At 47.6% G+C, this 13,103-nt stretch carries 11 protein-coding genes; 5 read left to right on the top strand and 6 right to left on the bottom strand.

All coding sequences use genetic code 11. The features are described 5' to 3' along the window. Positions 1–96 precede the first annotated feature (96 nt). Complete coding sequence (locus C4B57_06370) at positions 97–1,275, top strand: Fis family transcriptional regulator (GenBank protein ID PXF54696.1); 1,179 nt, start codon at positions 97–99, stop codon at positions 1,273–1,275. Continuing rightward, positions 1,265–2,878, top strand: coding sequence for a hypothetical protein (locus C4B57_06365; GenBank protein ID PXF54695.1), 1,614 nt, complete (start codon positions 1,265–1,267; stop codon positions 2,876–2,878). The genes C4B57_06370 and C4B57_06365 overlap by 11 nt, the downstream gene beginning before the upstream one ends. A 54-nt stretch (positions 2,879–2,932) precedes the next feature. Here C4B57_06365 and C4B57_06360 read toward each other — a convergent pair whose 3' ends face one another. Both C4B57_06360 and C4B57_06355 read right to left on the bottom strand, forming a co-directional pair. After that, positions 2,933–3,238: a hypothetical protein gene (locus tag C4B57_06360; protein ID PXF54694.1), complete on the bottom strand. Its 306-nt coding sequence runs from the start codon at positions 3,236–3,238 to the stop codon at positions 2,933–2,935. A gap of 81 nt (positions 3,239–3,319) precedes the next feature. Continuing rightward, positions 3,320–4,270: a cytochrome C gene (locus C4B57_06355; GenBank protein PXF54693.1), complete on the bottom strand. Its 951-nt coding sequence runs from the start codon at positions 4,268–4,270 to the stop codon at positions 3,320–3,322. Between the two features lie 396 nt (positions 4,271–4,666). Here C4B57_06355 and C4B57_06350 point away from each other — a divergent pair, with 396 nt between their 5' ends. Then, positions 4,667–4,975, top strand: a complete 309-nt coding sequence (locus C4B57_06350; GenBank protein ID PXF54692.1) for a hypothetical protein — start codon at positions 4,667–4,669, stop codon at positions 4,973–4,975. A gap of 165 nt (positions 4,976–5,140) precedes the next feature. Here C4B57_06350 and C4B57_06345 read toward each other — a convergent pair whose 3' ends face one another. Beyond that, a complete protein-coding gene (locus C4B57_06345; GenBank protein PXF54691.1) occupies positions 5,141–7,864 on the bottom strand; it encodes a DNA polymerase I in 2,724 nt (907 codons plus the stop codon). Between the two features lie 141 nt (positions 7,865–8,005). On the opposite strand from C4B57_06345, the gene C4B57_06340 reads away from it, so the two are divergent. Continuing rightward, positions 8,006–9,301, top strand: a complete 1,296-nt coding sequence (locus tag C4B57_06340; protein ID PXF54690.1) for an adenylosuccinate synthase — start codon at positions 8,006–8,008, stop codon at positions 9,299–9,301. A gap of 125 nt (positions 9,302–9,426) precedes the next feature. Beyond that, complete coding sequence (locus C4B57_06335; protein PXF54689.1) at positions 9,427–9,888, top strand: YbhB/YbcL family Raf kinase inhibitor-like protein; 462 nt, start codon at positions 9,427–9,429, stop codon at positions 9,886–9,888. Between the two features lie 49 nt (positions 9,889–9,937). Here the strand turns inward: C4B57_06335 and C4B57_06330 are convergent, their stop codons facing one another. From C4B57_06330 to C4B57_06320, 3 genes are all read right to left on the bottom strand, one after another. Continuing rightward, positions 9,938–10,360: an NADPH-dependent 7-cyano-7-deazaguanine reductase QueF gene (locus C4B57_06330; GenBank protein PXF54688.1), complete on the bottom strand. Its 423-nt coding sequence runs from the start codon at positions 10,358–10,360 to the stop codon at positions 9,938–9,940. Between the two features lie 40 nt (positions 10,361–10,400). Continuing rightward, a complete protein-coding gene (locus C4B57_06325) occupies positions 10,401–11,306 on the bottom strand; it encodes a hypothetical protein (protein PXF54687.1) in 906 nt (301 codons plus the stop codon). A 235-nt stretch (positions 11,307–11,541) separates the two neighbouring features. Continuing rightward, positions 11,542–12,909 (bottom strand): peptidase S41, encoded by a 1,368-nt coding sequence (locus tag C4B57_06320; protein PXF54686.1) that lies wholly within the window; start codon positions 12,907–12,909, stop codon positions 11,542–11,544. Positions 12,910–13,103: the final 194 nt, after the last annotated feature.

Raw genomic sequence — 13,103 nt, 5'->3', positions numbered from 1 at the left:
CCCAGCTATTTCCGCACTGGCAAATGGGTGTAAAACCGACGGCTGGATGATGGGAGCCCGGTGAGCTGAGAGGCTCACGCCGGGTTCTGAGAGGGCCTGGGGGTGAGATTCCCCCGGGCTACTCACCTTGTAATACTGATTACCGCATTTGCTTCTCTGGATTCCGCAGTGGCGGCAATGAAAGAGGGGGCCTGGGATTATCTTACCAAGCCCTTTCGGATAGAAGAAATCAGGGAAATTGTGAAAAAAGCCCTTGAAACGGGACCAAAGCCCCAGTCCCTGACCAGAGATAGTACCGAAAAGATCTACAGGCTCGACAATATGTTGACCAAAAGCCCGGCCATGCTCAATATATTCCAGCTAATACCCAGAATAGCATCCAGTCCTTCCAGTGTACTCATCTCTGGTGAAAGTGGTACCGGGAAAGAGCTTGTTGCCCGAGCCATTCATAACCTTGGGGTCCGCAAAGACAAGCCATTTGTAGTTATCAACTGCGGCGGTATCCCGGAGAACCTCCTTGAAAGCGAGCTTTTTGGCCACAAAAGAGGGGCCTTTACAGGTGCCGATCGTGAAAAACAAGGTCTCTTTGCCATAGCAAACAAAGGCACCATCTTTCTTGACGAAATCGGAGAACTGCCCATGACCCTCCAGGTCAAGCTGTTGAGGGTGGTGCAGCAAAAATCCTTTACATCTCTTGGTGATACCAAAGAAATCAAGGTGGATGTGAGGATAGTGGTTGCCACAAACCGGGATCTGGAAAAGGAAGTAATGGCCAGGCGATTCAGGGAAGACCTGTACTACAGATTGAACGTGATTCGAATTCATATACCACCACTGAGAGAACGTCCTGAGGATATTCCCCTCCTCGTCCAGTATTTCCTGGACAAGTATTCGAAAGAACAAAATAAGACTGTACAGGGTATATCCAACTTCGTTATGGAGGCACTACAGAAATACTCATTTCCGGGAAACGTGAGAGAGCTGGAAAATATCATCGAGAGGAGCACGGCCCTTGCCACTTCAAATCTTCTGCTTCCCGAGAGCCTGTCTCTGGCTGAATTCAAGCGACAAAAAACCGCTGAATCCAGCCCATTTTCTTACGAGCCGCATCTGGGGCCTGAAGGTTTAGACCTTGAGCAGTTCCTCAGTCATATAGAAAAAACTCTTCTAAAAAAGGCACTTGAAAGGACAAATGGGGTAAAGACCGAAGCTGCCGGCCTCCTTGGCCTTAACTTCAGGTCCCTCAGATATCGTCTGTCAAAGCATGGTCTCTAAAAATCCGGATGAACGACTCTTTTACTGTATAGCTGCGGGCAGACTGGCTATCCTGGTCCTCCTGCTCTGCGGTACCTATTTCCTCTCCGGGTATTTTACCGATGCTTCCGACCAGATAAACAGGCTGTCCATAATCCTTGGAGGGGCATTTTTTTTCACCGCCATTTATATCCTGTGGTATAAAAAGAAGGGCCTGGATAAATGGCTCTTATATGTCAGTATAGTAATAGACGTAATACTGGTGAATCTTGCCGTATTTTGGACTGGTGGGCCTGAAAGCCCGCTTGTATTTCTATATCCTGTCGTCATTCTCACAGCATGTATTCTCGGCAGGCAAAAGGAAGGCGCTGTCTCAACCTTCCTCTGCACCGCCAGCTATGCCGCCTTTTTCTGGCTTGGTGAAACATGGGGAGACGAATTAAATGATGCCATATACATATTCTTTATCAACATAGCGGCCTTTATCATCATTGCGTCTCTGGGAATTATTCTTGCGCAGCGTCTCTATCGCACGGAAAAGAGGCTGTCAAATACCAATGTGGACCTGCGGCGCTTGGAGGAAATCCATCGCCACCTTGCAGACAGTATCCACTCAGGCCTGATTACAGTAGATGAAAAAGAAAACATCACCTTCTTTAATAAGGCGGCTATAGAGATCCTCGGACAGAAGATTATTAACGGATACGGGCGGCCCCTAAAGGATCTCTGGCCAACCGGGACAGAGCTATTAAAAAAATTCAGGGATATCGGAGAAGGAGAACGGCAGGAAGTGAGCTATACAGATCCCTGCAGTTCGTCCAAAATCCTCGGGATATCCACTTTTTTATTAAAAGGTCCTCAAGAACAACACCTTGGATACGGAATAATTTTTCAAGACATTACAGAGATAAAGGCGAGGGAAAAGCGCCTTCAGCGCACGGACCGTCTCGCCGCCCTTGGTGAGATGGCCGCAGGAGTTGCCCACGAGATAAGAAATCCCCTGGCATCCCTGTCCGGGGCGGCCCAGATTCTGGAAGAATCAGCACTTTTACAACCTGAAGAAAAAAAGCTGCTTCAAATTATTAATAGGGAGAGCGACCGACTGAATAATATTACAACGTCTTTTCTTCTTTACGCAAAACCAGAAGGGAAAAAGATTCAAAACATATCTGTATTGGAAGAAATAGAGTCTGTCCTGTCCTTGATAACTCAAAGAAAAAAACTCCCAAAGGCCGATATCAAAACAGAAATCCAGGCTGATCTCAAATTTGAAGTAGACCCGTCTCAATTCAGACAGGTCCTTCTGAACCTCTTATTGAATGCCTATCAGGCCCTGCCGCATGCAGACGGAAGAATATCAATCAAGGGAACAACGGAAAGGGGGGATCACTTAGTTCTCAAAATTTCAGACAATGGAAAAGGCATAAGGCCCGAGGATCTCCCAAAGGTATTCAATCCTTTCTTTTCCACCCGGCCGGATGGGACAGGATTGGGGCTGGCAATAGTCCATAGACTCGTAAATGAATGGAATGGTGACATTACGGTAGTTTCTGAGCAAAGCAAGGGCACCACCTTTACCCTGCATCTTCCTAAGAGTGTTAGTGCGGCGTTCGTTGAAAACTAAGTGAATCTGCAGGCCGGCAGGAAGCCGGCCTGCAGGTATATATGGTCTTTTTGTCTATTTCCTCCAAATCCACTCTGACTTGAGTTCTATCTTCCTCTCATCACTGAAGAATGCGACCTCATTTCCATCAAATTCACCAAAGGGCACATACCACAGCGTGGTATTCACATTGAGTTCATCTGCAGTAAGCTCCCTGGTCTTCTTGCCATCTTTCTCCACATCAGCATATGGGAACGGTATCTCAAAGGACTCCTTAACCGTACGCAGAGGCGGCAAACTGGTATCTCGGACCAAGCCACACTTCTCGTAGGGTCCTCTTCCCATCTCTGCCCCTACACCGAAACGTCCGGGGTAAGGCATATAGACGACTCGATTATTATAGACTTGTTTCCCATCCATTGTCTTAGCGGTCACATCCAGGACCAGCCGGTTGGGAGTGGGTCACCCATCTGGTATGGCATGCCCGCACTTATTGAAGATCTCCACATTGACTAAAGCCATTGGGATGACGCCTTCGGCCTTGTTCTTGCGCCAGAAGTATGAAGTTGAATCTATATCAACGTGCAGGGCCATCTTTCTCATGGTCTCACTCCTGTAGGCCTGCATGTCGTGGCCCAGACCGGACTTTCTCATGTGACATTCCTGGCATGTCTCGTGCTTGTCCTCCGGAGTGTAGGCAAAGAGGTAACTTCCGTACAGAGTGGCACACTGAGAAGGCTCATCCAGCTCGAAATTGGGCCCCTCACCATGGCACTGGCCACAGAATATTGATTCACTCAACTGAGGTGATTTAGCCATTTTGGTAAAGTCAGGGTGTTCATGTTCGCCTTCCTGCGCGCCGTAGATCGTATCGGGCTGGGGATAGCCATATTGCCATTTGTGGATGATGGCCCTCGTGTTGTGGCAAACCGTACAGCCGATATTCAGGCTTGCTATCTTTTCCTCAAGCTCCTCGGCCTTATCCTCATCCTCCTCCTTCATCCAGGCCCGAATGGTAGCGACGATCTCCCTTGCCACATCATCCGTTGCCTCTTCAAGCTGGGGCAGATGGCACTTTGCACAGAACATGAGATGTCTGACCTGTATATCCTTGTCCTCCTTGACCCCTGAATAGGGAAATAACTTCAGACCTTTGTCTACGCCGGTGAGTATCGTCGGGGCCGTCCGCGGGGTCCCCAGGATGGAATAGGCATGAAGGGAATTCTCCCACTGTTCATAAATTTCTTCATGACACTCCTGGCAAGAACTCGAATCATAGCGGGCAGCGAGCTCCGCGATGGTCTTGGCCTTGGGGAGCTTCACTGCAGGTTTTGCACCACCACTACAGAGTCCCCAAGAAGGCCAGAGACAGCTTACCAGAAACAAGAACGTTACGATTCTCAAAACTCCCATAAATACCTCCTTTTGTTAATAACGGATATGGACAGATTATCCAGATATTTGATAGATTGACCGATAGCCATTAGGAATTATTTATCAAATACCTGGGCATACATTATTTTAATATTCTCTTTGTCAATACACAGGTCCTGATAGATAAATATAAACTATCATAATTAAAAAAAGACGTCAAAAGAAATGTATCGAGCCTGAGATTGCCACCCCAGGCTCTGGTAAGTGAGCAATATGGCTGAAAAATCAGTAAAAACACCCTCAAAAAAAGGAAATGCCTCTGGATTCTTGGTATTTTTTTTTCAGCAGCGCTGCTGTCAGGCTCGTTTTATCAATGCCTTCCATTAGCTTATAAGAAAACCGGCGCCAATTGTTGCAAAATCCAAAGGATATGCGGTGAGGTTGAGCGAGGTCAGAACGGATTATGGTTTAATAACTTTTGAAGGAATCGGAATCAGTCATAAAGAAATCAGGGGAGAGATCCAAAGAATATCCGTTGAATATTCTCTCTGGCCCTTTGCACTCAAAGAGATCAAGCTGGAGAAGCCTGACTTTAAAGTCACTCCGGAAACTTCGGCCAGCAGTGACTTTGAGTTTAATAGGACCTTGGCATGGCTGTCAAGCAAGGTCACGATTGTAAATGGAAAGATAGAGCTGAAAACTACGTCTCTTCCGGCAAAACATAGCGGCGCAGGCGGGAGATAGCTAAAAGCTGTTGTCCGGTAAGCCGCGGACAGAATATTCGTGGTTCACAATACTACCATACTATCATGATGAACCCCTTCATGTCCTGCGGGGTGCGGCTGCCGGTTTATGCCCTGTTTGCCGCAGCCTTTTTCCCTGTCGGCGGGCAGAATCTGTGTTCGGTCTCTACCTCCTCGGCATATTCACCGGCTTGCTCTCAATCTCGGCCCAGTTGACTCCCCAGCCAACATCTACCTTCAGGGGCACGGCAAGGTTTATCACGTTTTCCATGGTCTCTTTTACCATCGCGGCGGTCCTCTTTATCTCTTTCTCGGGCACTTCGATTATCAGTTCGTCATGTACCTGGAGCAACATCCTGCAGGGTGTTTTTTCCGCCTGGATGTTTGAGTCAACTTCTATCATGGCCAGCTTTATTATATCTGCCGCAGTGCCCTGAATAGGCGTGTTAATAGCGGTCCTTTCAGCGAATTCCCTTACAGTCCGGACCTTGCTTTTAAGGTCAGGGATATAGCGCCTGCGACCAAGGAGCGTGGTGACATACCCCTGTTCCCTGGCCTTTTTTACAGTTTCTTTCATGTAGCGTTTTACCCCGGGATATTTCGCAAAGTAGCGTTCGATAAACTCCTTTGCCTGCCTATTCTCAATGCCCAACTCCTTTGCCAGGCCATAGGCGCTCATTCCGTATATTATTCCAAAGTTGACGGTCTTGGCCACTCTGCGCATGTCCGGTGTAACCAGCTCAGGGAACACGCTGAAGACCTCTGCTGCGGTGAGACGGTGAATATCTTCTCCGTTTTTGAAGGCATTTACCAAGGCTTCATCACCGGAGCAGTGGGCAAGGACTCTCAAGTCTATCTGTGAATAATCCGCGGATAAGAGGAAGTCACCGGGAGCAGGGATAAAGAGTGCCCTGATTCTTCTGCCTTCTTCTGTCCTGACAGGAATGTTCTGGAGATTGGGGTCACTGGATGACAGCCTGCCGGTGGATGTGACAGTCTGGTTAAAGGAGGTATGGACCCGTCCTGTCTCAGGATTGATCATTCTCTTTAAACCGTCCACATAAGTGGACTTGAGCTTTGACAGATTTCTGTAAAAAAGTAGTTGTTGTGGAAGCTCGTGAAACTTGGCGAGTTCCTTGAGTACTTCCACATCTGTGGAGTACCCGGTCTTCTTGCGGGTCTTTTTTATCTGAGGGAGCTTGAGTTTTATAAAGAGTATTTCCGCCAGTTGTTTCGTAGAGTTTATATTGAACGGTTCTCCGGCAAGTTCGATGATTTTTTCATCCAACTCGGAGAGCCTCTGAGAAAATTCTGTTGACAATACATCAAGTCCTTCTTTATCAACAAGAATTCCGGCCATCTCCATTCGAGCCAGTATCCGTATCAATGGCACTTCAACCTGCTCAAACAGTTCCCACAGGCCGCTCTCTTTTAGCCTCTTCCACAGGGCCTTTTGGACAAGAGAGGTTACGTGTACATCTTCACAAGAGTAATCCCTGGCAAGCGGCAGAGGCACATGGGCAAAGTTCCTGACCCTTTTCTGTGTCCCGGTTACTTCCCTGAAAGATATCATGCGGTGCCCCAACACCTCCTGTGCTATCTCGGCAAGGTTGTGACGGCGCTTCGAGGGGTCAAGGAGGTAAGAGGCCACCATTGTGTCTCCGGATATTCCCTCGAGCTTCATTCCGTGGTTGGCGAGGACAATCAGGTCATATTTTATATTCTGCCCGATCTTTTCGATTTTCCGGTCTGAAAATATGGGTCCAAGGGCCTCGGCTACTTGAGACAAATTGAGCTGTGCCTCCCGGCTTTTGTGCCCAACAGGGATGTAAGCGGCCTTTGGCGGTGTAATGCAGAGAGAGATCCCAACGAGCTTTGCCTTCATTGGAAATTCGCTTGTGGTCTCTGTATCGATGACTATTCTTGAGGCCTTACGCGCCATTTCCGTCCAGCGAGCAAGATCCGTCGAGGATTGTATGAGCTCGTATTCCTTAAAGGAAATGGTCTGTTCTGGCACCATCTGGTTTAAAAAGCGGGTAAGATTGAATTGCTGGAAGAGCTGCCTCAGTTTTCTCTGGTCAGGAGGGTTTCTGCGAAATGCGTTGATATTAAGGGGAAGAGGGATATCATCCGCAAGGCTTATAAGCCCGCGCCAAAGGTCCAGGCGGTCCCTGTGGGCTTCAAGCCGCTCTTTCAATTTTCCATCGGGGAGTTCATCCAGGTGCCTGAAGAGGTTACTTACTGAACCGTAGCTCTTTATGAGTTTCAGCGCAGTCTTTAAGCCGATTCCAGGCACGCCGGGGATATTGTCCGAGGTATCACCGGTCAGCGTCATTACCTCCAGGAATTGGAGCGGTTCAATGCCGAAGCGTTGGCGGAAGGTATCAAGATCCATAACTTCGTCTTTCATCGAGTCCCATATGCTGACTTGCGGTCCAATCAACTGAAGGAGGTCTTTGTCGCCGGAAACAATAATAATGGTCTGATCAGTTAGGCGCCTTACCAGTGTAGCAATTATATCGTCTGCCTCGTAGCCGTTTTTCTCAAGCTGTTTGAGCCCCATGGCATTTACAATTTTCCTCACATATGGGATCTGAACGCTCATATCGTCAGGCATCGCAGGCCTGTTTGCCTTGTAATCGGCATAAAGATCGTGTCTGAAGGTAGGGCCCTTGGCATCCCACACAATGGCCACATATTCCGGGTCTTTTTCTTTTAGCACCTTCCAGAGCATATTTGTAAGGCCAAAGATTACCTTGGTAGGAAACCCATCGTGGGTAGTCAGGGGCTGACGTATTGCAAAGTAGGACCTGTAGAGATACGAACTGCCATCTATCAGGAATAGTGGCGGGGTGCCTCTCTTGCTCGTAGTTCGGAGTTGGTGGTCCATAGTTAATAGCTGGCGGTTGATGATACCTGTTTCCTCGAATATGTAATTCTTACAGTAAATATCAATGGCAGTTTGTTTGACTTTTTTGTATGATCTAAGTATCCTCAATGGCTGCAAAAGTAAAGAGGGGAGGGCCTTTTTATGTCAACGCTGGTAGTAGTGGGGACGCAATGGGGTGACGAAGGCAAAGGGAAGATAGTAGATCTCTTGACAGAGTATGCCGAGGTCATAGTGCGTTTTCAGGGCGGTAACAATGCCGGCCACACTCTGGTAGTGGACGGTGAACAGTTTATTTTTCACCTGATCCCTTCCGGAATTTTAAATGATGACAAGCTCTGCCTGATCGGGAACGGAGTCGTAATTGATCCGTCGATCTTTATCCAGGAACTTGAGGGGCTTGCTTCAAGGGGCAGGCCTGTAACCGCCGATAGATTGAGGCTCAGCCTAAACGCGCATCTGATAATGCCGTATCACAAGGCCCTGGATCTTGCCAGAGAGGCCGCCAAGGCCGAGGGAAAAAAGCTCGGGACCACGGGACGGGGTATAGGACCGTGTTATGATGACAAGATAATCAGGAACGGAATCAAGGTGGCCGACCTTCTTGATTCCTCGCTCTTTAGAGAAAAACTCGAGGATAATGTAAAAGAAAAGAATTTTTATCTGACTAAGTTGCTGAATGCCGATCCACTTGATCCCGAGAACATTTATGCTGAGTTTCAGGACTATGCAGAGCGCCTGGCGCCCTTTATTGATAATGTTTCCATATTGATAGACGATGCGCTGCATAGTGGGAAAAACGTGCTGTTTGAGGGTGCCCAGGGCACGCAGCTTGACATTGACCACGGGACCTACCCCTTTGTCACATCCTCCAATACCGTAGCCGGGGCGGCCTGCTGTGGGGCAGGAATAGGCCCCAGCAAGATCAACAGGGTGCTGGGCATCTGCAAGGCCTATACTACAAGGGTAGGTGGGGGTCCCTTCCCTACAGAACTGGAGGATGAGGTCGGCGACTATTTACAGGAAAAGGGGGCCGAGTTCGGTGCAACTACAGGCAGGCGGCGTCGTTGTGGATGGCTTGACGGTGTTGTGTTAAGAGATGCAGTGAGGATCAATGGTCTGGATGGTCTGGCTATAACAAAGCTCGATGTATTAAGTGGTCTTGATCAGATCAATATATGCGCTGAATACGATATTTCAGGAACCAGACATACCTGTATGCCTGGAAATATTCGGGAGGTCGAATCAATAAAACCGATTTATAGGACACTTTCCGGCTGGAATGAGGATCTCAGCCGGATGAGATCCTTTGATGATTTGCCTGAAGAGGCCAGGGACTATCTAAAGACTATAGAGGATATGGCCGGGACACCCATAATGCTGATTTCAGTGGGCCCTAACAGGGAACAGACAATTTTTTTGAAAAATCCTTTTGAATAACAAAATAGGGGATACCGGATTGATCGGCATCCTGATAGCTGGAATAGGCACCAAAGAGCTTGACTGGGCGGCGATGTCGAAATAACATGCTGTATGTAAGGTAATTTAAGAGGACTGGTTTGTGCTTGAAAGGAAAGGAGGTAAATCAAGTGAAATTAAAGAGTGTTTTTGAAAATAACGGGTTTATGCCTGCAAGATATACATGCGATGCCGGTAGCAATAGTCCGGAATTCGTAATAGAAGATGTGCCGGAAGGAACAAAGAGTTTTGCCATGACATTAGAAGATCGCGACTCTCCAATAAGAGTGATGGTTCACTGGATTATCTTTAATATTCCCCCTGATGTAAGAAAGATAGAAGAAAATACTGTTCCTCAAGGAAGCATACAGGGAACAAATGATTTTGGGACCCGCAGCTATAAAGGACCTTGCCCCGATTCGGCCATACATAGATATGAATTCAAGTTATTTGCTCTGGACAGGGTCCTCGAAGTTGATGAAAGGACGAAAAAGGCTGAGTTAGAAAACTTGATGAGGGGTCGTACTCTGGCAGAAGCAGTATTAACTGGATTATACTCAAGAGACTAAAAAAAATAAAAGTAATTGCCTCTTTCAGCCCTGATTATACCGCAAAAAGTCATGAAATATGATCCTGCTGAAAATGCCTTGGATGTAATGCACTGAAATCAGAACCTCCTTCTACCTTGACCACTGTGTGGACATTGCCTCTTGGGTGAAAGTCACCTTCCACCTTGATAATGCGGGGTGAAAGGATCTCCTCCAGGTCTGAGAATATCTTGTTGGTGGCTTCTTCGTGCGAAATGTATTGATCTCTATAGCTGTTAAGATAGAGTTTTAGGGATTTCAGTTCTACTATGAACCGGTCCGGTACATAGGTTATCCTTATGGTCGCAAAGTCAGGATACCCTGATCTTGGGCAAAGGCAGGTAAATTCCGGGAAGCTGATCTCTATGGCATAGTCACGTTCAGGGCATGGATTCGGCCATGATTCAAGCTCGGCCTTTCTTATCTCTTTTTCTCCATATTTTATTTTCGCCATTTTCCCGTATGTCTGAGACAAAAGAACCGTATGGTGAGTTCTATTGGGCAACAAGGATCTTGTGAACCGGAACGATCCTGAGGCGCTTGCTTACCCTCGGCAGTTCATCGTGCAAAACTTTCCATGTATTGATTGTCGGATGTCCTATGGCAAGGGCATATCCATTCTTCACAGACACCTTCACCATTTTCCTGACTTCTTTTCTGATGGATTCCTTGCGGGCATCATGGTCCAGAAACACGGTCCTTTCAGCAGATGGTATACCCATAGATCTTGCAGTTGCATAGGCTACAGTATAACGCGTAGTCCTGCTGTCAACAAAGAAAAGGCCGCGACGCTTTATCTCGGCAAGAATTAATTCCATGCCTCTTTGGCTTGTAGTGAATTTAGAACCCATGTGATTATTTACTCCGATTGCATCAGGTACGGCATCCAGATCCCTTCTGAGTATCTGCAACATGGAATCAAGGTTCATACTCAGACGCAGTGCGCCTGGACCAGGGTCAATCGCACTGTTAACAGGCTCCAGGGGCAGGTGTATCAAGACATCTTTGCCGAGATCCATGGCCTTTCTGGCCAGCTTGGGTGTATAAGGCGCAGATGGGAGAAAGGAAAAGGAAAGCGGAACCTCCAACTCCAGAAAGGCGTTGTTAATTGGAAGATTATAGCCCATGTCGTCTATAAGTATGGCCACTAAAGGCTTAAGGGCCGTGCTTTCCGGTCTTGATGGTTTGGAAGGCAAGGAAACCTTTGGAGCGGAATCAAATTCTTCAAAAGGCGGATGGATTTCCGGTCTGATGCCCATGGGCAAGGGAATCAGATATAAAAGTGTTACAATTGCTCCGGTTATCCCCAAGGCTATTATGGGCCACAGCAAGCGGGGAGAATGTCTTGCGAGATTCTTTTTGCGTGTCTTGTTTTTCCTCGATGAGCGAGTTTTAGGCATTTAAGAGGCTTGCATCCCGGGCATTTTGAGCGGAATTATGGTAAATATTCGGTGAATCCGCGGCCCACTGTGGAAATTGCCATCCGTGCCCTGCCGCAGGAGCGGTTTGCCTTTTGCAGGGTTTCAACCGCGGGCCGGATTGCACTGCCTCTCCGGTCCGCAATGAGTGAGCTTTGAAACCCGGAAAAAGGTAACCGCTCCAAGGCAGGATATAACGGGTTCACCGAATATTTACTTATGTTTCAGGACTTTTTGCAGTGTAATCAGGGTTAACCTGTTTAAATATGCTCCAGGCCTTCAATATCCTGATTGCTTCTTCCAACTGGTTATCCATAGGGGGCGCATGTGTTTTTCCATTGTCAGCTTCGGGGTTGACAGCTTCCGGCTTGTCTTTTACGGAATTAAGCTCATCTTCGCCTGGCAAGTGGCCCTTCAGATCGCGCTCTGTCGGGAAATGAAAGATCTCGTCCCTTTCTTTTTCTTTTATTTTTTTCAGGGGTGCATAAGGTACTTCTATGTCAGGCTCTATGCCTTTTGCCTGTATGGACCTGCCGTTAGGGGTATAGTATCTGGCTGTGGTAAGGCGCACCGCGGATCCGTCTTCAAGAGGAATGATGGTCTGGACCGATCCCTTGCCGAAGGTCCGGACCCCTACAATTATTGCCCTTTTGTGATCTTGCAAGGCCCCTGCAACTATCTCAGATGCACTGGCGCTTCCTTCGTTGACCAATACCGTTATGGGATAATTGCGTGAATGCCCGTCCGGATGGGCCTCAAAACGCATTTTTTGCTCCTTGATCCTGCCATCTGTGTAAACAATAAGTCCCTTTTCCAGGAATACGTCAGCCACTTTTACGGCCTGATCAAGCAATCCTCCAGGATTGTTCCGGATATCAAGAACCAGTCCCTTGAGCTCTTTGTCTTTTTCCAATTCCCTTAAGGCCTTTTCCAGCTCAGAAGTAGTCTTGTTCTGGAAGTTACTGATACGTATGTAACCATAGCCCTCTTCCAGCATCCTGGACCGCACACTTATTATGGGAATCACGTCCCTTGTCAGGGTTACCTCTTTAAGCTGTCTCCATCCCTCACGGTATATGGAGATAGTCACATCGGTCCCCTTGGCACCCCTCAGAAGCTTCACTGCCTCGATCAGGCTCATGTTTTTTGTGGTTTTGTCCTCTATCTTCAAAATCTTATCATTGGCTTTCAGCCCCGCTTTGTATGCCGGGGTGCCCTCTATGGGAGATACAACCGTCAGTATGCCGTCTTTGATGCTGATCTCTATGCCTATGCCGGTGAAACTGCCTTTGGTCTCTATCTGAAGCTCCTTGTAGTCCTCGGGCTTCATAAAAGAGGAGTGTGGATCAAGAGATGTGAGCATGCCTTGTACCGCACCATAAATGAGTTTCTTGGGCGGGACTTCTTCCACATAATTGCGCTGCACCAGGTCAAGAACAGAACCGAAGATCTTGATTTGTTCGTAAATCCCGTTTTCCCTGGCAGAGACAAGTTGATGCGCCTGATAGGTTCCTGCTACTATGAAAGAGCAAATCAGGGCAGTTACGACAAGCCAGTGGCGTCCCCATTTTGGAAATTTTTTCATTTTTTTATCTCTCTTAACTAATCATAACAATAAAACATACCAGGAAGGCAGGCAATCTCTATTTTACCACTGGATATTTCATATAAGCGCAGGCGAATTTTGTGACGCAGCACAGGAGGCTCTTTTGAGCCTTCAGAGGCAAGCTGTGATCGTCTTTTCTCAAGCTATGGGTAAAAATACCACCATAGCCAGGA

It is taken from the genome of Deltaproteobacteria bacterium, assembly GCA_003194485.1.
Taxonomy (GTDB): domain Bacteria; phylum Desulfobacterota; class Dissulfuribacteria; order Dissulfuribacterales; family UBA3076; genus UBA3076.
The sequence above is the reverse complement of the archived record's forward strand: the minus strand, read 5'-3'. Positions and strand labels throughout refer to the sequence as shown.